General features: G+C 68.4%; 23 protein-coding genes. 13 read left to right on the top strand and 10 right to left on the bottom strand.

From position 1 onward, the window contains the following. Nucleotides 1-19: 19 nt before the first annotated feature. Entirely contained in the window at nt 20-1,234 is a 1,215-nt protein-coding gene (locus tag AMYAL_RS0109520) for an MFS transporter (protein ID WP_020631076.1), read from the bottom strand. Between the two features lie 371 nt (nt 1,235-1,605). Here AMYAL_RS0109520 and AMYAL_RS0109515 point away from each other — a divergent pair, with 371 nt between their 5' ends. Beyond that, nucleotides 1,606-2,499 (top strand): SDR family NAD(P)-dependent oxidoreductase, encoded by an 894-nt coding sequence (locus AMYAL_RS0109515; RefSeq protein WP_026466900.1) that lies wholly within the window; start codon nt 1,606-1,608, stop codon nt 2,497-2,499. 98 nt (nt 2,500-2,597) lie between these two features. Here the strand turns inward: AMYAL_RS0109515 and AMYAL_RS0109510 are convergent, their stop codons facing one another. Then, the gene (locus AMYAL_RS0109510) at nt 2,598-3,254 is read right to left on the bottom strand and encodes a maleylpyruvate isomerase N-terminal domain-containing protein (RefSeq protein ID WP_020631074.1); all 657 of its coding nucleotides are present in this window, start codon (nt 3,252-3,254) and stop codon (nt 2,598-2,600) included. Nucleotides 3,255-3,368: 114 nt separating this feature from the next. Between AMYAL_RS0109510 and AMYAL_RS0109505 the strand changes: the two genes are divergently transcribed. Beyond that, entirely contained in the window at nt 3,369-4,268 is a 900-nt protein-coding gene (locus tag AMYAL_RS0109505) for a methyltransferase domain-containing protein (protein ID WP_020631073.1), read from the top strand. A 357-nt stretch (nt 4,269-4,625) separates the two neighbouring features. Here the strand turns inward: AMYAL_RS0109505 and AMYAL_RS0109500 are convergent, their stop codons facing one another. Beyond that, entirely contained in the window at nt 4,626-6,464 is a 1,839-nt protein-coding gene (locus AMYAL_RS0109500) for an AMP-dependent synthetase/ligase (protein WP_020631072.1), read from the bottom strand. Between the two features lie 149 nt (nt 6,465-6,613). Between AMYAL_RS0109500 and AMYAL_RS0109495 the strand changes: the two genes are divergently transcribed. The 7 genes from AMYAL_RS0109495 (at nt 6,614) to AMYAL_RS0109465 (ending at nt 13,263) form a co-directional block, all read left to right on the top strand. Beyond that, nucleotides 6,614-7,261 (top strand): TenA family protein, encoded by a 648-nt coding sequence (locus AMYAL_RS0109495; protein ID WP_020631071.1) that lies wholly within the window; start codon nt 6,614-6,616, stop codon nt 7,259-7,261. Beyond that, nucleotides 7,245-8,426 carry a kynureninase gene (locus AMYAL_RS0109490; protein WP_020631070.1) on the top strand — a complete coding sequence of 394 codons (1,182 nt, stop codon included), beginning with the start codon at nt 7,245-7,247 and terminating at the stop codon, nt 8,424-8,426. The genes AMYAL_RS0109495 and AMYAL_RS0109490 overlap by 17 nt, the downstream gene beginning before the upstream one ends. Nucleotides 8,427-8,655: 229 nt before the next feature. Continuing rightward, nucleotides 8,656-8,985: a hypothetical protein gene (locus tag AMYAL_RS0109485; RefSeq protein ID WP_020631069.1), complete on the top strand. Its 330-nt coding sequence runs from the start codon at nt 8,656-8,658 to the stop codon at nt 8,983-8,985. A 396-nt stretch (nt 8,986-9,381) separates the two neighbouring features. Continuing rightward, nucleotides 9,382-11,898 (top strand): sensor histidine kinase, encoded by a 2,517-nt coding sequence (locus AMYAL_RS0109480; RefSeq protein WP_020631068.1) that lies wholly within the window; start codon nt 9,382-9,384, stop codon nt 11,896-11,898. Further along, nucleotides 11,899-12,309, top strand: coding sequence for a roadblock/LC7 domain-containing protein (locus AMYAL_RS0109475; RefSeq protein WP_020631067.1), 411 nt, complete (start codon nt 11,899-11,901; stop codon nt 12,307-12,309). It abuts the gene before it with no gap. Beyond that, nucleotides 12,306-12,677 carry a DUF742 domain-containing protein gene (locus AMYAL_RS0109470; RefSeq protein WP_020631066.1) on the top strand — a complete coding sequence of 124 codons (372 nt, stop codon included), beginning with the start codon at nt 12,306-12,308 and terminating at the stop codon, nt 12,675-12,677. Before AMYAL_RS0109475 ends, AMYAL_RS0109470 begins: the two co-directional genes overlap by 4 nt. Beyond that, on the top strand, nt 12,658-13,263 hold the full coding sequence (locus AMYAL_RS0109465; RefSeq protein WP_026466899.1) for a GTP-binding protein: 606 nt from the start codon (nt 12,658-12,660) through the stop codon (nt 13,261-13,263). Before AMYAL_RS0109470 ends, AMYAL_RS0109465 begins: the two co-directional genes overlap by 20 nt. Before the next feature lie 66 nt (nt 13,264-13,329). Here AMYAL_RS0109465 and AMYAL_RS0109460 read toward each other — a convergent pair whose 3' ends face one another. Together AMYAL_RS0109460 and AMYAL_RS0109455 are read right to left on the bottom strand one after the other, a co-directional pair. Then, nucleotides 13,330-13,755, bottom strand: a complete 426-nt coding sequence (locus tag AMYAL_RS0109460) for a DoxX family protein (protein ID WP_020631065.1) — start codon at nt 13,753-13,755, stop codon at nt 13,330-13,332. A gap of 194 nt (nt 13,756-13,949) precedes the next feature. Beyond that, a complete protein-coding gene (locus AMYAL_RS0109455; RefSeq protein WP_020631064.1) occupies nt 13,950-14,393 on the bottom strand; it encodes a DoxX family protein in 444 nt (147 codons plus the stop codon). Between the two features lie 141 nt (nt 14,394-14,534). Between AMYAL_RS0109455 and AMYAL_RS0109450 the strand changes: the two genes are divergently transcribed. Continuing rightward, entirely contained in the window at nt 14,535-15,002 is a 468-nt protein-coding gene (locus AMYAL_RS0109450; RefSeq protein WP_020631063.1) for an NUDIX hydrolase, read from the top strand. Nucleotides 15,003-15,186: 184 nt separating this feature from the next. Here AMYAL_RS0109450 and AMYAL_RS0109445 read toward each other — a convergent pair whose 3' ends face one another. Next, on the bottom strand, nt 15,187-15,831 hold the full coding sequence (locus AMYAL_RS0109445) for an HAD family hydrolase (protein WP_020631062.1): 645 nt from the start codon (nt 15,829-15,831) through the stop codon (nt 15,187-15,189). Nucleotides 15,832-15,978: 147 nt separating this feature from the next. Between AMYAL_RS0109445 and AMYAL_RS0109440 the strand changes: the two genes are divergently transcribed. From AMYAL_RS0109440 to AMYAL_RS0109430, 3 genes are all read left to right on the top strand, one after another. After that, a complete protein-coding gene (locus tag AMYAL_RS0109440; RefSeq protein ID WP_143267975.1) occupies nt 15,979-17,568 on the top strand; it encodes a discoidin domain-containing protein in 1,590 nt (529 codons plus the stop codon). A gap of 75 nt (nt 17,569-17,643) precedes the next feature. Then, entirely contained in the window at nt 17,644-18,888 is a 1,245-nt protein-coding gene (locus AMYAL_RS0109435) for an MFS transporter (protein ID WP_026466898.1), read from the top strand. Next, a complete protein-coding gene (locus AMYAL_RS0109430; RefSeq protein WP_020631059.1) occupies nt 18,885-19,868 on the top strand; it encodes a TolB-like translocation protein in 984 nt (327 codons plus the stop codon). Before AMYAL_RS0109435 ends, AMYAL_RS0109430 begins: the two co-directional genes overlap by 4 nt. A gap of 133 nt (nt 19,869-20,001) precedes the next feature. On the opposite strand, the gene AMYAL_RS0109425 is transcribed toward AMYAL_RS0109430, so the two are convergent. The 4 genes from AMYAL_RS0109425 to AMYAL_RS0109410 form a co-directional block, all read right to left on the bottom strand. Then, nucleotides 20,002-20,529 carry an O-acetyl-ADP-ribose deacetylase gene (locus tag AMYAL_RS0109425; protein WP_020631058.1) on the bottom strand — a complete coding sequence of 176 codons (528 nt, stop codon included), beginning with the start codon at nt 20,527-20,529 and terminating at the stop codon, nt 20,002-20,004. Nucleotides 20,530-20,542: 13 nt separating this feature from the next. Continuing rightward, nucleotides 20,543-21,340, bottom strand: a complete 798-nt coding sequence (locus tag AMYAL_RS0109420; protein ID WP_020631057.1) for an alpha/beta fold hydrolase — start codon at nt 21,338-21,340, stop codon at nt 20,543-20,545. Between the two features lie 23 nt (nt 21,341-21,363). Then, the gene (locus AMYAL_RS0109415; protein WP_020631056.1) at nt 21,364-22,011 is read right to left on the bottom strand and encodes a DUF998 domain-containing protein; all 648 of its coding nucleotides are present in this window, start codon (nt 22,009-22,011) and stop codon (nt 21,364-21,366) included. A 123-nt stretch (nt 22,012-22,134) separates the two neighbouring features. Further along, nucleotides 22,135-23,268 carry a metallophosphoesterase gene (locus tag AMYAL_RS0109410; protein WP_020631055.1) on the bottom strand — a complete coding sequence of 378 codons (1,134 nt, stop codon included), beginning with the start codon at nt 23,266-23,268 and terminating at the stop codon, nt 22,135-22,137. Nucleotides 23,269-23,330: the final 62 nt, after the last annotated feature.

Raw genomic sequence — 23,330 nt, 5'->3', positions numbered from 1 at the left:
GTCGTCCAGTGTGGATTCCTCATGACGGCAACGGTTCCGGGGTGGATCCGTTGAGATGCCCCCAGCTGAGCGCGACCAGTACGGCCAGCAGCAGGCCGACCATGCCTGCCAGCGCGATGGCCGAGGTCGCGGCCCCGAGTCGATCGGCGGCCAGCCCGCCGAGTCCCGCCCCTATTCCCTGAGCCACCCGCAACCCTGTGCGATAGACCCCGCCGGCACCGCCCCGAAGCCCGTTCGGGACCCAGGTGATGAACGTGGCGCTCACCGTGATCAGGTACGCCCCCGCGGCACCCGCCGCCGCCAGCAGGAGCAGCGCCGGGATCAGCCCCGGTTTGAGCGCGAAGGCGATCAGGGCGACCATCGGCAGTGCGGCCAGCACACCGAGCAGTTTCCGCCGTTGTTCCGCCGAGACGAACCGGGACAGCAGGAAAGCCCCGATGACGAAACCCAGCGGATCGGCGGCCAGCAGCCAGCCGACGGCCTGTTTCCCCACGCCCATCTCCGCGGCGAGCGGCGCGGCGAGCCCTTCGGGGACGACGGCCAGGCCGACCAGCCACGAGAACCAGACCAGCACCCGCAGGTGACGGTTGCCGAAGACCTGTTTCACCGCGCCGAACCAGCTGCCGTTGCCGTCGGACGCGGCGGCCCGCCGGGAGACGGAGAACCGGACCAGGGCCGCGCTCAGCAGGAACGTCGCGGCGTCCAGGGACAACGCCCAGCTCACGCCGACCTGTGAAACCAGCAGCCCGCCGCCCGCCAGGCCGAGGAGCATGGCGGAGTTGGTCGAGATGCCGCGGATGTCCTGGCTCTTGAGATAGAGGTCGTCGTCGGTGAACACCTCGCGGGTCAGCGCGTTCTGTGCCGCGTTGCCGGGCGCGTTCGCGAGCCGGGCCAGCACCACCAGCCCGCACAGCAGGGGGAGCGGGGTGCCGGGGATCGCCATGGTCGCGATCAGCACGCCTTGGAGCAGCGACGAGTAGACGAGGACGGTGCGTCTCGGGTAGCGGTCGGCCAGCTGGGAGAGGCCGAGACCGCCTGCCAGCGCGGGCAGGAAGGTCAGGGAGTAGACCACCGCGGAAAGCAGCGCGGAGCCGGTGCGGTCGTAGACGAGGATCGCCAGCGCGACGATGGTCAGCTGGTCCCCGATGAGGGACTGCACCTCGGCGAGCCAGAGCGCGCGGAACTCGCGGTTGGCCAGGGCGGCGGTCATCCGTGGCGCCGCGTTCGTCTTCACTCTGTGACCACCTCCCCCCGATCGGGTGAACTTCTTTCCCTCGCATTCTTGCCTGCCTTGTTACGCGGCCGACGAGGGAGTCACATTCGCCGTCCCGCCGAACAACGTTCAGTATGCCTCTGACTACAGGGAGACGAACAGAAGACCAGTGAATCCTTCCCCTGTTAGGCCGATCAAGCTACGCCGTCTGACCGTTGAGTGACGTCGGCCTGACTTGCCCGCCGGTATCCGTGCGCCGATCGGTCCGCCCTCGCTCGGCGCAGTCTGGACGCCGTTCGCCGCCGCCTGAGTTTCGACTGGGCCGAATGGGCCAACACTGAGTAGAGACCGGCCTGGAGGTGGAGGCCGGCTGGGCCAAAGGGGTGAAGGCGATGAACGGTTTGCTCGACGACAAGGCCGTCGTCGTGACCGGGGCTGGTCGCGGCCTCGGCGAGGCGTTCGCGGTGCACGTGGCGAGGGCGGGCGGGGCCGTCGTGGTCAACGACGTCGACGCCGGACTGGCGGAACAGACGGCGGAGAACATCCGCCGGTTCGGCGGGAGGGCGGTGGCCAGCGGGCACAGCGTCGCGGATCCGAAACAGGCGCAGGAGATCGTCGACCTCTGCGTCGCCGAGTTCGGCGCGATCGACGGGCTGGTCAACAACGCGGGCCTGAACTACGAGGCGTTGCCGTGGGAGGACGATGTCGAGCAGGCCCGCGAACTGGTCGAGGTGAACGTCCTCGGCGTCATGTACACCGGGCTCGCCGCGATCAAGGCGATGGTCGCACGCGGCGAACCGGGCTCGATCGTCAACATCTCGTCCGGGGCGTCACTCGGGCAGCGCAAGCTCGGCGTGTACGCCGCCAGCAAGGGCGCCGTCGCTTCGCTGACCTACTCCTGGGCGCTCGACCTGGAGGAGAGCGGGATCCGCGTGAACGCGGTCTGCCCGCTCGCGCACACCCGGATGGTGTGGAAGTCCGAACGGTCGCTGCGGTCGTGCCCGCCGGACCGGACGCCGTCGCGGATCGCGCCGGTCGTCCTCTTCCTGCTCGGCCCCGGATCCGACGGGATCACCGGGCAGATGATCCGCTGCAACGGGCCGCAACTGCACGTCATGGGGCAGCCGTACCTGAAGCAGCCCATCCTCGAGCGGCCGGTGTGGGACACCGAGACCGTGCAGCGCGCCTTCGACGAGGTCTTCAGCGCGCACTTGGAGAACTACGGACTCGAAAAGCGTGTCCCGCCCCGGCTGCGCAAGTGGACGGAGTCGACCCGGACCGCGTGACTCGCGTGATCAGGGACGTGACTCGGGTGTTTGGCGGCGGAACTCGAGTGTTCCGCCTCCAAGCACGTGAGTTCCGGATCTGATCACGCAGGTCTCCGCTAGCCGACGACGAAGGGGAGCTTCGCGGCGAGGTCGCCGAGGGCGTCCTTTTCGGTGTCTGTCGGCGTGCGGCGGCCGGTGCCGACGAGGAGCGCGTCCGTGTCGGAGAACGACGCGGGGAACGTTTCGCCGGTGCGCTGCTCCAGGATCTGACGTGTCTTGGCGAGGCTGTCCGCGGCGGGCCCGTCGAGGTGCGGCAAGTGCGCGACGAGGTCGAGGTGGTGCAGTGTCCATTCCAGGACGTACGCGGCCAGGAAGTCACCCGCGGACAGGACGATGTCGCGGGTGGCGACCATCGTGCCCTGGTCGGCGAGGCGGGCGGCGCGGCCCGCGGCGGAACCGACGTCGTCGAGGTGGAACTTGAGCAGCCGCGGTTCCCGGTACGCGGCTGCGAGCCGCACGATCAGCGCGTCGAGGTCGTCTTCACCGGTCGGCGGTTTGGTGCTGACCTCCCAGTAGGTCACCGCGTCGCGGGTGGGCGCCGTTTCAGCGGGGGTCGCGAGAGTGATCAGGACGTCCTGGGCATCGATCACCAGGTGACACACCAGGTCCTGCACCAGCCAGCCGGCGCAGCCGGACGGTTTGGCGAAGTCTTCGTCGGGGGTTTCGGCGACAGCGGCGAGGAGCGCGGCCCAAGAGCGGGAGAAGAGATCCACCGCCGCAAGTTAGCAGCGGCGCCACCCCGCGGCGACCGTTTTTCCCGGTGGCTCCGGCGATGCGACCCGACAATTCGGTGGCTCACCCGGAGACGCATCGTTAGCCTCCGGCGAGTGATCTATGAAGACCCGCGGGCGTATCTGCTCGGGCTTGAGGGCATCGCGTTGTTGCGCGCGTTCACCGGAGAGTTCGACCGCGACTTCGTGGAGGCCCGAATCGCGGAGATCCGCAGGGTGCTCGCCGACGAGACGTTGGCAAACGCGGCCGTGGAGGTCGACCGGGTCGACACGGTTACCGGCTACCGACTGTGGTCGGAGACGTATGACCAGCCCAACGCGGCGTTCGACATCGACGAGCCCGTGGTCAAGGAGATCGTGGACTCGCTGCCCGTGGGCGTTGCTCTGGACGCCGCGTGCGGGACCGGTCGCTATGCGGAGTTCCTGGCCGGGCGTGGCCATCGGGTCATCGGCGTGGACGGCTCGCCCGACATGCTCGCGCGGGCGCGTGTCCGGGTGCCGCAGGGCGAGTTCCTGGTCGGTGATCTGCACCGGCTCCCGGTGGCCGACGCTCAAGTCGATCTGGTCGTGTGTGCCTTGGCGCTGACCCACATTCCGACGCTCGAGCCGGTGATGGCGGAGTTCGCCAGGGTTCTGCGTCCAGGCGGGCACCTGGTGATCGCCGACATGCACCCCGAGCGAGTGGCGCAGGGCGCGATTCCACCCGTGCGCAGTGCTGATGGCCGACCTGGACGGCTGAGCGCTTACCGCCATTCGATCGGGGACTACCTGCGTGCCGCGTTGCCGGTGGGACTGCACGTGCGTCGCTGCGAGGAACCTCTCCTGCCGGCGAACGGACGGTCGGGGCCCGCGGATCGGACAGGCACGTTCGGGGCGGTGGGACCGTGGGAGCTGTGGCCGTGGTGTCTGGCCGACATGGTGCCCGAAGCGGCACGAGCCGTCAGCGCAGGCGCGCCCGCGCAGGTCATCTGGCATTTCCAGCTGGGTGGTCTGTGACGTCGACTCGTCGTCGAACGAGGCAGTCCGTGAAGGACTCCTTGGGGGAGTTTGGGTCCCTCAAGGAGGCCCGGTATTGCGCGGATATATCCGGTCACAGACCTTGATCAACGGAAGATTCGGGACACTCAACGTCCCCGATCCTCCGTTGATCAAGGTCGTGCCTGCCATGCCTGTGGCAGACAACCTGACGGGGGAAGATTCCGGACGTTCAACGGCCGGAATCTTCCCCCGTCGACAACGAGACCGAGCGTGGAAGATTCAGGACGTTGAACGTCCCAAATCCTCCACACCCGACCGCCAACCGCACCAACGGGTAAGCAAATACTGACTCCCTCAAGGAGGCCTTCACGGACTTCAGGAGCCGGCGGCGTACAGGTCCGCGATCGTCGGCGCGTACCGGTCGTTGATGATCCGCCGCTTCAGCTTCAGCGTCGGGGTCACCTCACCGGTTTCGGGCGTCCACGCCTTCGGGACCACGTGGTACCGCTTGATCTGCTCGATCCGGGCCAGCCGCGCGTTCGCCGCCTCGACGGCCTTCTCGATCTCCGCGCGCACCTGGGCGTTGTCGGCGAGCGATTCGCCTTCGGTGAGCTGGATGCCGTTCGCGGTCGCCCAGCCCGGCGCGATCTCGTCGTCGACGACGATCAGTGCCGTGACGTACGGCCGTTTCTCGCCGATCGCGACGGCCTGCCCGATCAGCGGGTGCTCCTTGAGCAGTCCTTCGATCTTCGTCGGTGCGATGTTCTTGCCGCTCGAAGTGATGATCAGTTCCTTCTTGCGGTCGGTGATCGTGACGAAGCCGCGTTCGTCGATCGTCCCGATGTCGCCGGTGGCGAGCCAGCCGTCGGCGTCGACGTCCGGTTTGATCGAGCCGTCCTCCTGCAGGTAGCCGAGGAACACGATCGCGCCGCGGACGAGGAGCTCGCCGTCCTCGGCCACCTTGACCTCGACGCCGTCCAGCGGACGGCCGACCGAACCCGCCTTGAACGCCGACGGCGTGTTCGAGGTGACCGCGCCGGTGGTCTCGGACAGCCCCCAGACCTCCTGGATCTCGACGCCGAGCCCGGCGATGAAGTACAGGATCTCCACCGGCAGCGCGGCGGCACCGCTGGAGGCGACCTCGACCTTGTCCAGGCCCAGCATCGCCCGCACCGGCGCGAGCGCGGCGGCGTCGGTCTGCGCGATCTTCTCCGCGAGTTCCGGCGGGACCTCCTTGCCGTCACTACGCAGTTTGTAGCCCTGTTGCAGCAGCTCGTTCGCGGCGATCAGGCCGTTCCGCTTGTCCTCGGGCAGCGAGCCGAGCAGGTTCTTCAGGCCCGCCACCATCTTTTCCCACACGCGCGGGACACCGAAGAAGCTCAGCGGGTGCACCTGTCCCAGCGCGCCGACGACGGCCGTCGGGTCGCCGACGGTGTGCACGTGCCCGGCCCACACGATCGGCATGTAGATCGACAGTTCGCGTTCGGCGATGTGCGCGAGCGGCAGGTACGCGATGTTGGTGGCGTGCATCGGCGAGTCGTGCAGCCGCATGACCGCGGTGGCCTCGTGGATCGCGTTGCGGTGCGACAGCACGACACCCTTGGGTTCGCCGGTGGTGCCGGAGGTGTAGATCATCGACAGCGGGTCGTCCGGGCCGATCGCGGACCATGCCGTCTCGAACGCCTCCGGGTCGTCCGCGTGCGCCTCGGCACCCGCCGCGCGCAGGTCGGCGAAGGACAGGAACCGTTTGTCGTCCGGGGGGATCACGGACGCGTCGAGCAGGACGACGTGCCGCAGCGCGGGCAGGTCGTCGAAGATCCGGGACCAGCGGCCGAGTTCGTCGGCACCGGCGAGCACGACGACGCCGGCGGCGCTGTGCCGGGCGACGAACCCGATCTGCTCCGGGCTGAGCGTCGCGTAAGCGGTGCAGGGGATCGCGCCGAGATGGGCGGCGGCGAGGTCGGCGATCAGGTGTTCGGGACTGCTCGGCGCCATGATCAGCACCCGGTCGCGGACACCGACGCCGAGCCCGGCGAGACCGCGGGAAACCTCGGCGATGGCGGCGCGGAACTCACCCCAGTTCAGGGTCGGCTTGCCCTCGGCGTCGAGGGACGTGACCGCCGGCAGGTCACCGAACTCTTCGGCGTTGCGGTGAAGCAGGGCGGGGATGGTCTGGCCTTCGATCTGCTCGGCGACGGTCGGCTGGTTGGTCAACTCTGGCCTCCTCGATGCTGCCTGATCAGGCACACTGTAAGTGCTCTCGTCAGTGGTGGATAGAGAATCGCGGCCACGGTTGAGCTACGCGAAATGTCCACCTTTTCCGTTTTCAGCGCGTCAGCACCGAACAAGGAGGAACCTCGGCGATGACCGGTTCGGCACGTGAGCTGATCGACGCGGTACAGGCGGAACTCGCGCCCCACGACGACGACAACCGGCTCGTCCCGCTGGTCGAAACGGGTGAAGCGCCACGGGAGGTCTTCGCCGCGATCGCCGCGGAGGAGTACCGGATCGTCCGCAGCGACTGGCGCAGTTTCCTCCACCTCGCCTCGCGAGCCCAGGAGCGGAACGCGCGGGAGTTCTTCGCGACCTTGGCCTCGGGCGAGGGGCTGGCGCTCGGCAAGCTGCCCGCCCTCGCCGGGGAATCGCCCGGCTTCGAGCCGCGAGCGGGCTGCCAGGCGTATCCGGCGTTCGTCGCCTGGCTGGCGCTCAACGGCGAACCGGCCGACGTCATCGTGGCGATCGTCGCCAACTTCGCCGCCTTCGGCCGGTACTGCGCCGCGATCGCCGCCGCGATGCGCGAGCGCTACGGCTTCGACGACGAGGCGTGCGCCTTCTTCGACTTCTTCGGCGCGCCGTCGCCGGAGCTGGAGGACCTGGCCGTCAAAGCCGTCCAGGCCGCGCTCGACGCCGGGCGGTTGTCCGGAAAGGACGCCCGGACCCACGCGCGGCTGTTCCAGGCGTACGAACTGGACTTCTGGAACACACTCGCCGACGATGGCGGACGTGACTGACCTCGTAGCCGAGGCCGCGGCACTGGACGCGGCCGATCCCTTGGCGCACAAGCGAAACGAATTCGACCTCGACGCGAGCGTCGCATACTTCGACGGCAACTCGCTGGGCGCGCCGCCGAAGCACGTGGCCGAACGGGTCGCCGCGGTCGTCCGCGAACAGTGGGGCGGGCGGCTCATCCGGTCCTGGTCGGAGGGCTGGTGGGAGGCGCCGGTCCGGGTCGGCGAGCGGATCGCGCCGCTGGTGGGCGCCGCGCCGGGGCAGCTCGTCGTGGCGGATTCGACCAGCGTGAACCTGTTCAAGGCGCTGGTCGCCGCGACCAGGATCGACCCCGGCCGCGACGAGATCCTCGTCGACGCGGACACGTTCCCGACCGACGGCTACATCGCCGACGAGGTCGCCCGCCTGACCGGGCACACGGTGCGCCGGGTCGTCGCCGAGGACATGCCGGACGAGGTGAGCGAACGGACGGCCGTCGCGCTGATCAACCACGTCGACTACATCTCCGGGCGCGCCCACGACATGGCCGCGCTGACCAGGGCGCTGCACCGTGCCGGGGCGCTGGTGCTCTGGGACCTCTGCCACAGTGTCGGCGCGCTCCCGGTCGAACTGGACGCGACGGGGGTGGACCTCGCCGTCGGCTGCACCTACAAATTCCTCAACGGCGGCCCCGGCGCGCCCGCTTTCCTTTATGTGGCAACGAAATGGCTGGACCGGTTCGAGCAGCCGCTGGCGGGCTGGGCAGGCGACCGCGACCCGTTCGCGATGCGGGGCACCTACGAGGCGCACGCGGGGATCGCGCGTGGCCGCGCGGGCACGTCCGACATCCTTTCGCTGCTCGCGCTGGACGCGGCCCTCGACGTCTGGGACGACGTGGACCGCGGGCAGCTGAGGAAGAAGGGGCTCGCGCTCGGCGACTTCTTCTTCCGATGCGCGGACGAGCTCCTCGACGGCGCGACGATCGCGACGCCGCGCGGCGCGGACCGCGGGCACCAGATCTCGGTCGTCGACGCCGACGCGGCCAAGACGATGGCGGCCCTGATCGAACGCGGGGTGATCGGGGACTTCCGGCCGCCTGACGTGCTGCGATTCGGGCTGGCGCCGCTCTACACGACCTACGGCGAGGTGCTCCGCGCCGTCACGACGCTTCGAGACGTCCGAGCATGACACTCGGAGTGGTGAAAATGGTGAAGCTCATTCGGAAATCGGTGGCAAATAGGTGATCACCTCGCCCCAGTGGGGGAGATCCGGTGATCGTTCCCGAATTCGCTGTTAATCTCGACGTTCGCTCTCGCCGCGAGTGTGACGTAGATCCTTCCCCTGTGGCGTAAGGGAAACCCGCGTCACCCGTCTCAGCGGCAAGGCGCGGGCCGCAGCGCCGGGAGGAGGAGGGATCGTGTCGTTCACTTATTTCGCCGTCGCCGTATGCGGGGGCGTCTCCGGTTTCCTGCTCAACGAATTCGGCTCGCGATATCCGGTCGAGACGGCACTCGTCGTGATCCTGGCGGCCGGGGTGGTGACGTTGTGCTGGGCGGGCGTCCGGCTGCTCCGGGACGCGTCCGGGAGGGTCGACGCGGTCCTGGAGGACGAGCTCGGCCGCCCCGACGAAGATCATTTCGCCGAATCGGCGGCAATAAGCTTCGGAAATTCTCGATTCCGTGGTTCGAACGGCGTTACGGCGGCGTTGCTCCGCGGTGATGTCGTTCGCAAACCGAACGGTATGTGAAGCTCTGGTCCGAAAGCGTGAGCGAGGTCACGGCGAGTAGTTTTCGCCGACTTTTCGGCCGGGACGCGAACGTTCGAAGGTGTTACTTGATCGAGTCCGACGATCGTCGATCAAGCCGCTGCCTGCGGTAAACCGCCAGGTGATCTACTGGCGGGTCACTTGTGGGACCGCCCAGGTCCACGTGGTGGACTTTCGAGGTTCTCCCGCGTCTCGTCGCCTGGTCACGGCCATACGCGACTACCCTTCGCGTCCGGACTTGACTCACCCGTTTGGGTCTCCTAGCGTCTTCGCGGGCGGAGCGGACCACGCTGTGTTGATCCGGCTATCGGATCCCGCGGGTACTGAGATATCCCGGCGACCCGACACCAATAACTGCCGGAAGGAAAACGGACCACGGTGAAGCAGATTTCCCTTGGACGAGGCCGCGGCTCATCGATTCGTTCGCGCGTTCTGACGATCGCGCTCATTCCGAGTATCGCGCTGATGCTCGTCGGTCTCGCGATCGGCGGCTACTTGATCTCCGACGCGGTCAACGGCCGCGACTACGCGCAACGGATCCGTGACTCGGAAGCCCCTTCTCTCCCCTTCTTCGTCCAAGTACAGGAAGAGCGGCGCCTGGCGCTGCGCGAGCTCGCGGGCGACCGCTCGCAGCACGCGTCGCTCGTGGAGCAGCGTGCCAAGACCGACGCCGCCGCCCAGGGCGTCGCCGCGCACCTGCAGAAGTTCATCGGGGACTCGCCCGACAGCGTGCAGCGCAACATCGCCACGCTGAACGGGCTGTTCCAGAAGATGCCGCAGATCCGCCAGTCGGCCGACTCCGGTCAGCTTCCGCTGCTGGACGCTTTCACCTTCTACAACCAGATCCTCGACCAGTTCGTCGACGGCCTCACCGGGCTGGCCCAGGACGCGCCGAACGCCGAGAACGCGTATCAGCGGATCACGGCGGTCCCGCTCTTCACCGCGATCGACCAGATGCAGCGCGCGAACGCCCTCGCCGCCGCGGCCGTCGCGGGCGGCGGCTTCACCGACGAGACTTACCGCGCCTACATCACCGAGGTCGGTTCCTACCGCTCTCAGCTGGAGTCGTCGGTCTCGCGGATGATCCCGGACGTCAAGGCGAAGTTCGACCAGCTCGTCGCCAGCGATCCGTGGAAGGCCGTCAACACGGTCGAGAACACGTTCCTGCAGAACAGCAAGGCCACGCTCCCCATCCCCGAGCAGACGTGGCTCCAGGCCGCGCGCGGCGTCAGTGACGCGATGATGCGCGGCTTCGTCGAGCAGAGCGGTACGGCCACGACGCAGGCGGTCGACGAGGCCGACCGGACGCTGATCACCTCGGCCATCGCGGCGGCCATCGCGCTGCTGGTGGCGATCGGCGTGTTCATCGTCGCCCTGCGACTGTCCAACCGGCTCATCGGCAGGCTCGCCCGGCTGCGCGAGGACACCCTCGACGTCGCCGAGATCCGGCTGCCCGAACTGGTCGACCGGGTGCGGGCGGGCGAACCCGTCGACCTCGACGACAAGGGTCACTTCCTCGACCACGGCGACGACGAGATCGGCCAGGTCGCCGAGGCCTTCAACAAGGCGCAGCAGACCGCCATCGCGGCCGCCGTCGAAGAGGCGAGGACCCGTGAGGGCACCAAGACGGTGTTCCTCAACATCGCGCACCGCAGCCAGGTCATCGTGCACCGCCAGCTCAAGGTGCTCGACCAGGCCGAGCGCAAACAGGAGGACCCGGAGCAGCTGGACACGCTCTTCCAGCTGGACCACCTCTCCACCCGCGCCCGCCGCAACGCCGAGAACCTGATCATTCTCGGTGGCGGCCAGCCCGGCCGTCAGTGGCGCAAGCCGGTCACGCTGGCCGAGCTGACCCGTGGTGCCTCGGCCGAGACCGAGGACTTCGCCAGGGTCAAGACGGCGAAGATGCCCGCGATCGCGGTGCAGGGCCCGGTCGTCGGCGACCTCGTGCACCTGCTCGCGGAGCTGATCGACAACGCGACCTCCTTCTCGCCGCCGCAGTCGCGCGTCGAGCTGCGGGGCAACGTGGTCGGCAAGGGTGTCGTGATCGAGGTCGAGGACCAGGGCCTTGGCATCGAGCCGGAGCAGGCCGCCGAGCTGAACGAGATGTTGGCCGATCCGCCGGATTTCGGCATCATGGCCTTGTCAGCCGAGCCACGGCTGGGCCTGTTCGTGGTCGCGCGCCTCGCCGCGCGGCACGGGATCTCCGTGCACCTGCGCGAATCCGCGTACGGCGGCACCAGGGCCATCGTGCTCGTCCGCACCGACCTGCTCGCGCCGGTCCCGTCTGATCAGCCGGAGGACGAGGTGGACCCCGAGAGCACCGAGGTGCCGGACGCCGCACCGCTGCTCCCTGGCCGTCGCGCCCGCCATCGCACCGAATTCCCCGCGGAGCGGCCCGAACTGCCCGTGCCGATGCCGGTCGCGCCGCAACCCCAGTTCCAGCAGGAGCAGGAGCAGCCCGGTGGCACGTTGCCGCCGCTGCCGTCGCGCCAGCCGCGAGTGCCCCGGCCCGAGACGCCGCGAGTCGACCCGGCCCGGCCCGAGCCGATCCGTCCGGAGCCCGCGCGTGCCGAGGCCCGGCCGCAGGCGGTGCAGCCGCCCGCGTGGCCGCCCGCCGACACCCGACCGCAGGACGGCCGTCCGCCGCAGACCCGGCGGCCCGGCCCCGAGGCGCCGGGCAGGCCACCGCTGCCGCAGCGCCGACGTCAGACGAACCTGGTTCCCCAGCTGATGGAGGACCGGCCTGCCGTCCAGCGCGAGGAGGTCCGCGAGGACACCCCCGAGCTGGCCAGGAACCGCCTCGCCGCGTTCCAGCAGGGGACGCGCCGCGGCCGGGACACCGAACCCACCGACGAGTACACCGACCACGACATGTACGGAGATCGTGACTAGATGGCCAACGCGGGAGTCAGTGAACTCGACTGGTTGCTGGACGACCTGGTCAAGCGTGTCAGCGGTGCCGACAGGGCGGTAGTCCTGTCCGCCGACGGCCTGCTCATCGGACGGTCCGGCAACCTGTCGGAGCAGGACGGCGAGCATCTGTCCGCGGTCGCGTCGGCGTTCCAGAGCCTCGCGCGGGGCACGGGACGGCATTTCGGTGGCGGCAACGTCCGGCAGACCATGGTCGAGATGGACCACGCCTTCCTGTTCGTCACCGCGGCGGGCCGCGGCGCGTGCCTCGCGCTGCTGGCCAAGGAAGACGCGGACATGGGCCTGGTGGCCTACGAGATGAACCTGATGGTCAAACGGGTCGGTGCCGTGCTCACTTCGGCGCCCCGCGCCGCGACTCCACTTTCGCCATGACCGGGCGGCACGAGTCGTGGTTCGAGGAGGAGGCCGGGCCGCTTGTCCGGTCGTACGCCGTCACGGGCGGGCGCACCCGTTCGGACACGCTCGGCCTCGACCTGATCACGCTGGTGGTCGCCATGCGCACCGCGCACGAGGTCGCCGGCTTCGAGCCGGAGTACGGGCGGATCCTCAACCTGTGCCAGAGACCGACCTCCGTCGCGGAGGTCGCCGCGCGCATCGATCTGCCGCTGCCGGTGGTGAAGGTGCTGCTGAGCGACCTCATCGAACAGAACCTCGTGCTGTTCCGCACCGCGACCCCGGTCACCGACACCCCCAACAAACACGTACTCCAGGCGGTTCTTGATGGCATCCGGAAACTCTGAGCCCCGGCGATCCTTGACCGCGAACGCGGTCAAGGTCCTCATCGCCGGCGGGTTCGGGGTCGGTAAGACCACGATGGTCGGTTCGGTCAGCGAGGTTCCCCCGCTGCGGACCGAAGAGGTCATCACCGCGGCGTCCGAGGGCGTCGACGACCTCACCGGTGTCGAGAAGAAGACGACCACCACGGTCGCCCTCGACTTCGGCCGCATCACCATCAACCCCGAACTGATCCTGTACCTGTTCGGCACGCCCGGACAGGACCGGTTCTGGTTCATGTGGGACGAACTGGCCGAAGGCGCGCTCGGCGCCGTCGTGCTGGCCGACACCCGACGGCTCGACAGTTGCTTCGCGGCCGTCGACTTCTTCGAGCGCCGCGGACTGCCGTTCGTCGTCGCCGTGAACTGCTTCGACAACGCGTACCGCTATGGCACCGAAGAGGTCCGGCAGGCGCTCGACGTCGGCATGGACGTCCCGCTGCTGCTGTGCGACGCGCGGGAACGCGAGTCGACGAAGCAGGTGCTGACCGTGCTGATGGAACACGTGCTCGCGCTGTCCGACCTCGCCGCGGGCCTGCCACAGGGCCGCTGATCTTTTTCAAGTACATGAAGGCCCCCTTCCTTGCGACAGGCGCAAGGAAGGGGGCCTTCGTGTACTTCAGGACCGACGGCGGCGGCGCAAGGTGTCGAGCGCGTAGGTGCCAGGGCCGACCACTGCGAACAGCAGGAAGACCCACGAGTACAGGGCGGCCGTCTCACCCTTGTTCTGCAGCGGCAAAAGCGCGTCGGGCTGGTGGACGACGAAGTACGCGTACGCCATCGTGCCCGAAAGCAGGATCGCGACCGGGCGGGTGAACAGGCCAGCCAGGAGCAGCACCGAGCCTGCCAGCTCGATCACTCCCGCGTACCAGCTCGGCCAGGTGCCCACGGGAACGGCGGGCTTGTCGAAGAAGCCCATCGCCTGCAAACCGTGACAGAGGAACAGGAACGAGACCACTACGCGAACGACAGAGAGGGCCAGTCCGTGCCACTTCGGGGCGGTCGGACCGACCTCGGTGGTCGTGGCGGTGGCTGTCTGGGTCATGACGCATCCTTCCGGCTCAAGGTGGTCTAAACCATTGATGTGCTAGAGGATGCCGGATACCCCCATCCGTAGGGAACTTTCTTTCGGGGGGTAATTCCGCGGTCTGGCCGAATTTATTGACAGGAAATCGACAGGTGCGCGATAAAGGCCCCTTTCCTGGAATCATTCCAGGAAAGGGGCCTTTCGATTCCGGGTCAGCGGCGGCGGCGAAGCGTGTCGAGAGCGAAGGTGCCCGGACCGATCGCGGCGATCAGCAGGAAGATCCAGCAGTAGAGAGTCGACAGCTCGCCCATGTTCTGCAGCGGCAGCAGGCCTTCCGGTGCGTGGACGGTGAAGTAGGCGTAGGCCATGACACCGGAGAGGAGCACCGCGACCGGGCGGGTGAACAGGCCCACCAGAACCAGTGCGGCGCCGACGACCTCGATCACGCTGCCGTACCAGCCGGGCCAGGAACCGAGCTCGACGGAGCCGCCCGCGCCGTCGACGCCACCGAAGAATCCGAATCCCTGCAAACCGTGGCAGAGGAAGAGGAACGAGACGACGATCCGGACGGCCGACTGGATGGCGCCCTGTGCCTTGGCGGCGCGCGGGGTGGTCGCGGTGGCGGTGGTCTCGGCGGAGGTGATGGTCTGCGTCATGGTTCCGGTCCTTCCGGGAAGTTCTGTCTGGCTGCTTATGCCCATGCGTCGGATGGGCTCGCCGCCAATCGACATCCGCGCGGAAACTTTTTTCGCGGGCCGGTCACATCACCCGTTCGGACCAGCGTCAGACTGGACGTCATGGCGGGTAAGACGAGTGCCGGGATCCTGCTCTTCCGCAGGCCGGGCGAGGTGACCGAGGTGCTGCTCGGGCATATGGGCGGGCCGTTCTGGGCGAAGAAGGACGCGGGCGGCTGGTCGATACCCAAGGGCGAGTACGAGCCGGACGAGGCGCCGGAGGACGCGGCGCGGCGCGAATTCTCCGAAGAGCTCGGGTTGCCGGCGCCGGAGGGGGAGTACTTACCTCTCGGTGAGGTGAAGCAGTCCGGCGGCAAGGTCGTGACGGTCTGGGCGGTGGAGGGCGACCTCGACCCGGCTCAGGTCGTCCCCGGCACCTTCGAGATGGAGTGGCCGCCGCGGTCGGGGCGGACGCAGGAGTTCCCGGAGGTCGACAGGGCCGCCTGGTTCGGGCTCGCCGAAGCGGAGGAGAAGCTGCTCAAAGGTCAGCGCCCGTTCTTGGTCCGGCTGGGTGAACTGCTCAACGACTGAGTAACTCGCGCCGGTGATGCTTCGGTCGGGGCTTTCGTGTGTCTGAGTGGACGGCACGTGTGATCCGATGGACGACACGCGTGACTGGCTGGACGACTGTAGGTACCTAAGACGCGCTTGGCTCTGACCCCGAATCGCCACTCGCGACCACCTCGACCCACTCGGTACCGGCGCTTGCCCGCCTTCACGGACCGAGTAGTTCGCCCAGCGGTTTGTCGGCCAGCGATCCCAGTACGAGATCGGCGTGGTCGAAGTTCAGTACCGCGGTGATCGGGTTCGGCACCGCGACGCAGGTCAGTCCGGCCGCCTTCGCCGCGGTGACGCCGTGCGGCGAGTCCTCGAACGCGATCGCCTCGGCCGCGGGCAGGTCCAGTGCGGCGAGCGCGGCCAGGTAGAGGTCCGGGCTCGGCTTCGCCTCGTGGAGGTCGCCGGTGAGGACGGCCTCGAAAACGTCCGCGAGGCCCAGCCGGTTCAGATGGGTGGAGACCCAGTCGCCGGTCGAACTGGACGCGATGGCCAGCCGCAGGCCTTGCGTCCTCGCGTCGTCGAGGTATTCCTGGACGCCGGGACGTGGTCCCTCGGATTCCAGCAGTTCGGTGACCCTGGCGCGGACGCCGGTGCGGACCGCGATCCGGTCGAGGTGCTCGTCGTCCTTCTCCAGCAGTTCGAACATCGCGATCGCGGTGTTCTGCGTGCCGATCACGGTGTGCCAGACGTCGAGGGGGAGTTCGCCGCCGCGTTCGCGGAAGGTCTCCTGCCAGGCCACGAGCACGGCCGCCTCGGTGTCGACCAGCGTTCCGTCGAAGTCGAAGATCAGGGCGCCGGTCATGGGACGAGTCTACGTCTTGACTCACTGAGTGGTACGGATTACCGTACGCATTCGTTAGGAAAGTTACCAAACGAATAGTGTACTAGAAGTGAACGCCGCGCACCCGTCCCTCTCAACCCGCCGCCACGGATTTCCGGGGAGATCGATGTGAAGGCCAGAACCCGACTACTGCCCTTAGGCGCGGCCGTCATCTTGTTGCCGACGCTGCTCAGTGGCAACGCGCAAGCCGCCGACGTCCTGTTGTCCCAGAACAAACCCGTCATCGTCTCCTCGGTGGAGTCCTCCGCGTACGGCGGCGCGCTCGCCGTCGACGGGAAGACCAGCACCCGCTGGGCGAGTGCCGAAGGCGCGGAACCGCAGTTCATCCGCGTCGACCTGGGCGGTCCTTCCGCCGTCAACCGGGTCAAGCTGAACTGGGAGGCCGCGTACGCCACCGCGTACAAGCTGGAAGTCTCCAACGACGGCTCGGCGTGGACCTCGATCAAATCCGTCACCAACGGAAACGGCGGAACCGACGACCTCACCGGACTGTCCGGCAAGGGTCGCTACCTGCGCCTGGTCGCGACCAAACGGGCCACCAGCTACGGCTACTCCCTTTGGGAGATGCAGGTCTACGGAACGTCGGACTCCACCGGTGACACGCAGGCGCCCACCGCGCCCGCGAACCTCAAAGCCGGTTCGATCACCGCGTCCACAGTGGACCTGACGTGGACCGCGTCGACGGACAACGTCGGCGTCACCGGCTACGAGGTGCTGCGGAACGGCCAGGTCGTCGGCACCACGGAAAGCGCTTCCTTCACCGACACCGGCCTGACCGCCGCGACCGCGTACACCTACAGCGTCCGGGCGAAGGACGCCGCGGGCAACACCTCGGCCGCCAGCGGCGCGATCCAGGCGACCACACAGGCGGGCGGCAGTTCGTCGTTCGTGCTCGCCGCCTCCGGTGACATCGCGGAGCAGTGCACCGCGTCCTCGTCGTCGTGCATCCACCCGAAGACCGCCAACCTGGTCGGGCAGATGAACCCGGCCGCGGTGATCACCATGGGCGACAACCAGTACGACGACGCCCACATCGAAGACTTCACGAAGTACTTCGACAAGACCTGGGGCAAGTACAAGAGCATCATGCACCCGATCCCAGGCAACCACGAGACCTACGACGACACCCCGCTGGGCGCCTACAAGAAGTACTTCGGCAAGATCGCGACGCCGAACGGGAAGACCTACTACAGCTGGGAAATGGGCAACTGGCACTTCGTCGCCATCGACAGCACGGAGTTCTCGCCCGGTCTCGCCGCGAACGCGGTCAGCGACGAGCAGCTGAACTGGATCAAGCAGGACCTGAAGAACAACACCAAACCCTGCGTCGCCGCGTACTACCACCACCCGCGCTACACCTCGGGTGACCACGGTGACAACGACAAGATGGCCACCCTCTGGGAGACCATGGTCCAGAACAAGGTCGACCTGGTGCTCAACGGGCACGATCACCACTACGAGCGGTTCTACCCGCAGAACGCCGACGGTGACAAGGACGCGGCCGGTCCGGTGCAGATCATCGGCGGTGGCGGCGGGGCGACCCTCTACCCGGTCAAGACCGAACACCCGGCCACCGCGAAGGCGATCTCGACCTACGGCGTGCTCAAGCTGAACATGTCGGAGAACGCCTTCTCGACCCAGCTGATCGGTCTCGACGGCAAGACCATCGACTCCTCTCCCACCTACACCTGCCACTGATCCTCGCGATCAGGTGCCGGGTCGCGGCCGTGTGCACCGCGACCCGGCACCTCCTCACGGCGCAGGAGGTCTCCCATGTACATCGCTACCAGTAGGGGAGCGGACACCGCGGCGGAAGTCCCGAAGAGCGGCGTGAAACGGGCCGTCACCGGGAACGTCGTCGCGCTCGGCCTGGTCAGCCTGGTCACCGACATCTCGTCGGAGATGGTGACCGCGGTCCTCCCGCTTTACCTCGTCCTCGGTCTCGGCCTGAGCCCGCTGCAGTTCGGCGTGCTCGACGGCCTCTACTCCGGTGTCACCGCCGTCGTCCGGCTCGTCGGCGGGCATCTCGCGGACCGGTGGCAGCGGCTCAAAGCCGTCGCCTGCTTCGGTTACGGGCTCTCGGCACTGGGCAAGATCGGCCTGATGCTGGCGGGTTCGTCCACCGTCGCGATCGGCGCCGTCCTGGCGGCCGACCGCACCGGCAAGGGGGTCCGGACCGCGCCGCGGGACGCGCTGATCACCTTGAGCAGCGACCCCGAACACCTCGGCCGCGCGTTCGGCGTGCACCGCGCGATGGACACCTTCGGCGCGTTCCTCGGCCCTCTGGTCGCCATGGCCGTCCTGTGGCTCAGCCTCGGCAGCTACGACTCGGTCTTCTTCACGAGCTTCTGCGTCGCCGCGATCGGCGTGATCATCCTGCTGGTGCTGGTCAAGGACCACCAGCCGAAGTCCAAGGCCGACCGGCCCAAGGTCTCGCTGCGGGAGACCGCCGGATTGATCCGCCAGGCGCCGTTCCGCCGGATCTGCGTCTGGGCGGCCCTGCTGGGCTTGGTCACCCTCAGCGATTCGTTCCTCTATCTGGTTTTGCAGCGCCGCTGGGACCTCGGCGCGGTCTTCTTCCCCTTGCTGCCACTGGGAACCGCCGGTGTCTATCTGCTGCTCGCCGTCCCGTTCGGCAGGCTTTCCGACCGGATCGGCCGCTGGAAGGTGTTCCTCGGCGGGCACGTCGCGCTGGTCGTCGCGCTGCTGGCGCTGCTCGGCCCGGTGGACGGCGGCATCCTCGCGGTGCTGGCGCTGGTGCTGCACGGTGTCTTCTACGCCGCCACCGACGGTGTCCTGATGGCCGCCGCCGGGCCGCTGCTGCCCGAGCACCAGCGGGCGAGCGGACTGGCACTGGTGCAGACCGGGCAGGCGACGACGCGGATGCTCGCGTCCGTCCTTTTCGGACTCGCGTGGACCACGTGGGACCTGCACGCAGCCGTCCTGGTCGCCGCGGGCGCGCTGGCCGTCGTGATCGCCGCGGCCGCCGTCCTCCGTCCTTTGCGGACTTACGCATGAGGGCGCGGATCCTGGGCGTGGTGGCGGCCGTCGTCGTCCTGATCGCGGCGGCCGTCGGCTACGGTCTCTACTCGCGGGACCGCGGGCCGGAGGTCAACGCCGTCGCCGTCGTGACCGGGCAGCCGGTTTCGGTGCAGGCGAAGGGACAGCTGCTGTTCCGCAACACCGCCGAAGGCCCCGACTTCGGGCATCTGGCCACCGTCCCGGCCGATCGTCCCGGCGAAACCCGGAAAGTGTCCGGTCTCAGTTGCGACCGGTTCGCCGCTTCGGCGGGGACCGCGCTGTGCCTGGCCGCGCAGCCGGGGGTGCTGCCGCCGATGACCGACGTCATCGTGCTGGACAAGGACCTCACCGAGATCCGCCGGATCGAACTGCCCGGCACACCCAGCCGCGGCCGGGTCTCGCCGGACGGCAAGCTCGCCTACTGGACCTTGTTCGTCAACGGGGATTCCTACGCGGAGACCGGGTTTTCGACCAGGGCCGGCATCTTCAACCTGTCGACCGGGAAACTGACGAAGAGCATCGAGGAGATGACCCTCCTGCTCGACGGCAAGCCGTACTACTCGTCCGACGTGAACTACTGGGGGATCACCTTCGCCGCCGACGGCAAGAAGTTCTACGCGACCGTGGGGACGAAGGGGAAGACCTACCTCGTCGAGGCGGACTACGAGAAGCTCGTCGCGAGGATGATCCGCGAGAACGTCGAATGCCCGTCGCTCTCGCCGGACGGGAAACGGGTCGCCTTCAAGAAACGCGTCTCCGCCGACGTCGCGGCGCCTTGGCGGCTGGCCGTCCTCGACCTGGCTTCCGGGCGGGAGACCATGCTGGCAGAGACGCGGAGCGTGGACGACCAGGCGGCCTGGCTCGACGACCGGACCGTGGCCTACGGGCTGGAGTCGGGGATCTGGGCTGTTCCCGCAGACGGGAGCGGGACGGCGCGGGAGCTGGTCCAGCGGGGCTCCTCGCCGGCAGGCGTGTAGCCACACCGAACTCGCGTGCTTGGAGGCGGAACTCACGTGATCAGAGGCGGAACTCATGAGTTCCGCCTCTGATCACGCGAGTCACGTCTTCAAGCACGCGAGTCACGTTTCTGATCACGCGAGTTCGGTGTGGCTACACGCCGAGCGCGTCCGCCTGGTCCCGGAAAATGTCGTAGGCGGCCGTCTCGAACAGCACGAACCGCACCAGTTCCACCGAACACGATCCGGCCGAAAGCGTGCTGAGCACGGTTTCGAGGGCGATCTCCGCGGCGGATTCGACCGGCCACCGGTAGATCCCGGTCGAGATCGCGGGGAACGCCACGGTGCGGGCGCCGAGGTCGGCGGCCACGTGCAGCGAGTTCCGGTGGCAGTTGGCGAGCAGCGCGGACCGGTCTTCGGAGTCGGACCACACCGGCCCGACGGTGTGCACCACCCAGCGCGCCGGAAGGCGGCCCGCCGTGGTGGCGACCGCCTCTCCGGTCTTCAGTCCCTTGCCGTAGTGCCCCGCGCGCAGGGCCCGGCATTCGGTGAGGATGTCCGGTCCGCCGCGGCGGTGGATCGCGCCGTCCACCCCGCCGCCGCCGAGCAGTGACGAGTTCGCGGCGTTGACCACGACGTCGACCTGCTGTTCGGTGATATCGCCTTCGACAAGTTCGATCATCGTGATCGCTCCGTCAGCCGTTGAAGTACTCGATCAGTACCGGGGCCACCGCCTTCGGCTTGAGCATATGCGTCTGGCCCTCGATTGTCCGGTGCTCGGCGCCGGGGACAGCCTTCGCCAGCGCGGCGACACCGTTGCGGATCCACGCGGGGCTCTTGCCGCCGTCCATCACCAGCGTCGGCACGGAAACGCCCGCCCAGCGCCCTTCGGGGAGCGGGGTGCCGTCGTGCAGACCGTCGAACAGCGCCGCGTCGTAGCGCAGGGTCGGCGCGACCTTCTTCAGCTTCGGCCAGGCGGGCGTGAACGGCATCATGAACACGACCGGCGCCGGGACACGGACGCCTTCGCGCATGAAGGTCTTGATCGCGGTGCCGGGCTTCCCGGTGGCGATGGCCTTTTCCAGCCGTTCGGGGTAGTCGGCAGGCACCGGCGGGCGGGTGTCGTCGACGACCAGCGGGAACTCGTAGACCGCCAGTTTCGTGATCGGCAGCCCGGCTTTCGCGGCTTCGAGGGCGAGCGCGGCGCCGGACGAGATCCCGTAGACGTGGGCTGTCCCGCCGGCTTCCTTGATCAGTGCCGCGATGTCCTCGACTTCGCGGGCGACGGAGAACGGCTCGGTGTCGCCGCTTTCGCCGCGACCGCGGCGGTCGTAGGTGTAGACGGTGAAATGCGGGGCCAGTTCGGCGGCCAGCGGCGTCGCCGGGCCGAACTCGCGGTGGCACATCGCGCCGTCGACCAGGATGACGGCGGGGCCGGAGCCGGTGCGGGTGTAGGCGATGCTGGTGCCGTCTTGCGAGGTCACGGTGCTCATGGCGGAGATTCTCCTAGGGTTGTCTAGCGGGAAGCGCGGAGGATGACGGCGGTGACCCAGCCCCAGGCCAGCATCACGGTGGCCCAGAAGGCGAGCATCACGACGGCGTTCGCGTTGCCGGAGCTGATCCCGGCGAAGGAAGCGAAGAACGCGATGCCGGTGGCGCGGGAGTAGACGGCCCAGCCGCGGTGGCCCTCACGGGAGAAGCGGCTCGCGAACACGAAGGTCGCGACGATCAGCGAGAGGAAGCCGACCGAACCGGCGGCCATGTGCAGGACGCCCGCGGTGCTGATGGTGGCCGGGCCGGCGCCGACGGGAAAGCCGTTACCCGGATCGGCCTTGAAGACGGCGGCGAAGAGCAGGCTGACACCGAAGGCGCCCAGCAGCCGTGGTCCCCACGTGCTGCCTCTGCCCGGCTCGAGCGTCCGGCTCAAGCCGATCGCGCCCGCGATCATCAGGACGCCGGTGACCAGGAAGTTCGTCACCTGGATCCAGCCGGCGTCGCCGTTGCTCAGCATGCTCGCCGGGTGCTTCGTCACGTCGAAACCGTCGCGGACGGCGGCCTGCGTGAGCGAGGTCAGGAAGTACAGCGGGCCCGAGACCGCGCCGCAGGCGAGCAGGGCGCGGGCCGGGACGGCGGTGGTGGTGGTTCGGGTGGCAGCGATGGTCATCGTCTCGGCCTTTCGGAGCGGGGTTCGTCGGGCACTACTTTCGCTCCGAAAGCTCCAGTTGTCAAGACAAAAAAAGTTGTCGGTGTGCGTGAGGCGACGCCGGAGGGCGTCGCGGTCAGTCGACTACTTGCCGTTTCGCAAGGTCAGGAGGGTGATCTCGCTCGGTGCGAAGACGCGCAGCGGCGGTCCCCAGAAGCCGGTGCCGCGGCTCGTGTAGAGCTGCGTGCGCTCGCCGTGGCGCGAAAGCCCGGCCAGGACGGGCTGGTCGAGCCGGACCAGGAGATGGAACGGCCAGATCTGGCCACCGTGGGTGTGCCCGGAGATCTGGAGGTCGATGCCCGCCTCGGCGGCCTGCTTGACCTGCTTCGGCTGGTGGGCGAGCAGGACGACCGGGGTGCTCGCGGCGACGCCGTCGAGCGCGGCGGGGAGGTCGGGGCCGTGGCCTGGCAGGCCGGAGGCGGCGCCGGTCGGGTCGTCGATCCCGGCGAAGACGAGCGTGTCCCCGCCGCGGGAGACCGGCAGATGCCGGTTGTGCAGCGGTTCCCAGCCGAGGTCGCGCATGTGGTCGAGCCAGGCCTGCGCCTCGCCGAAGTACTCGTGGTTGCCGGTGATGTAGAACTTGCCGAGTTTCGCGCGCACCTTCCCGAGCGGCGCGACCTGCTGTGCGCGCTTGGCGACGGAACCGTCGGCGAGGTCGCCCGCGTGGGCCACGACGTCGGCGTCGAGCTCGTTCACCACCTCGACGACCTTCTCCGACCACGTCGTCCGGTTCAGCGGGCCGAAGTGGGTGTCGGTGATGATCGCGAAACGGAGACCGTCGAGTCCGGCGCCGAGACGGGGGATCACCACGTCGAGCTCCTTGAGCCTCGGCACGCGCCGGGCTTCGGCCATCCCGTACGCCGCCAGTGCGACGAAAGCCACCAGGACGACGCCGGATGCGATCCCCGCCGCGCTGTCCACTCCGGACAGTGCGAGCACGAGCCGCAGCACGTTTCCGAGCACAGACAACGAGAACAGCAGCCAGATCAGCCCGAGGGAGAGGTCGCCGACCTTCGCGGCGAGGTCGCGCTGCCACAGGCCGTGCCCAAGGATCATGCACGCGGGCACGACGATCACCGCGGCGGCGAACACGATCGTGCCGAGGACTTCGAGCGCGGCCGGGAGTTCGGGTGCGCCGACGATTGTCCACCACGGCACTCCGAACAGGAGGGCGAGAACGGCGATCAAGGCGGCGACACGGGCAAGGATGCGAGGCATGATGGCGGCCAGACTAACAGACCATCGGTCTCTACCGCCGTCTTCGCTGAGGGGCTCTCAGG

The sequence above is a fragment of the Amycolatopsis alba DSM 44262 genome (genome assembly GCF_000384215.1).
In the GTDB taxonomy this organism is placed as follows: Bacteria; Actinomycetota; Actinomycetes; order Mycobacteriales; family Pseudonocardiaceae; genus Amycolatopsis; species Amycolatopsis alba.
The sequence above is the reverse complement of the archived record's forward strand: the minus strand, read 5'-3'. Positions and strand labels throughout refer to the sequence as shown.

Bases quoted from the DNA above. Each gene is read 5' to 3' on its own strand.
- AMYAL_RS0109515 (WP_026466900.1), top strand. From the start codon at position 1,606: ATGAACGGTTTGCTCGACGACAAGGCCGTCGTCGTGACCGGGGCTGGT.
- AMYAL_RS0109495 (WP_020631071.1), top strand. From the start codon at position 6,614: ATGACCGGTTCGGCACGTGAGCTGATCGACGCGGTACAGGCGGAACTC.
- AMYAL_RS0109490 (WP_020631070.1), top strand. From the start codon at position 7,245: ATGGCGGACGTGACTGACCTCGTAGCCGAGGCCGCGGCACTGGACGCG.
- AMYAL_RS0109475 (WP_020631067.1), top strand. From the start codon at position 11,899: ATGGCCAACGCGGGAGTCAGTGAACTCGACTGGTTGCTGGACGACCTG.
- AMYAL_RS0109470 (WP_020631066.1), top strand. From the start codon at position 12,306: ATGACCGGGCGGCACGAGTCGTGGTTCGAGGAGGAGGCCGGGCCGCTT.
- AMYAL_RS0109465 (WP_026466899.1), top strand. From the start codon at position 12,658: ATGGCATCCGGAAACTCTGAGCCCCGGCGATCCTTGACCGCGAACGCG.
- AMYAL_RS0109460 (WP_020631065.1), bottom strand. From the start codon at position 13,755: ATGACCCAGACAGCCACCGCCACGACCACCGAGGTCGGTCCGACCGCC.
- AMYAL_RS0109455 (WP_020631064.1), bottom strand. From the start codon at position 14,393: ATGACGCAGACCATCACCTCCGCCGAGACCACCGCCACCGCGACCACC.
- AMYAL_RS0109450 (WP_020631063.1), top strand. From the start codon at position 14,535: ATGGCGGGTAAGACGAGTGCCGGGATCCTGCTCTTCCGCAGGCCGGGC.
- AMYAL_RS0109445 (WP_020631062.1), bottom strand. From the start codon at position 15,831: ATGACCGGCGCCCTGATCTTCGACTTCGACGGAACGCTGGTCGACACC.
- AMYAL_RS0109435 (WP_026466898.1), top strand. From the start codon at position 17,644: ATGTACATCGCTACCAGTAGGGGAGCGGACACCGCGGCGGAAGTCCCG.
- AMYAL_RS0109430 (WP_020631059.1), top strand. From the start codon at position 18,885: ATGAGGGCGCGGATCCTGGGCGTGGTGGCGGCCGTCGTCGTCCTGATC.
- AMYAL_RS0109425 (WP_020631058.1), bottom strand. From the start codon at position 20,529: ATGATCGAACTTGTCGAAGGCGATATCACCGAACAGCAGGTCGACGTC.
- AMYAL_RS0109420 (WP_020631057.1), bottom strand. From the start codon at position 21,340: ATGAGCACCGTGACCTCGCAAGACGGCACCAGCATCGCCTACACCCGC.
- AMYAL_RS0109415 (WP_020631056.1), bottom strand. From the start codon at position 22,011: ATGACCATCGCTGCCACCCGAACCACCACCACCGCCGTCCCGGCCCGC.
- AMYAL_RS0109410 (WP_020631055.1), bottom strand. From the start codon at position 23,268: ATGCCTCGCATCCTTGCCCGTGTCGCCGCCTTGATCGCCGTTCTCGCC.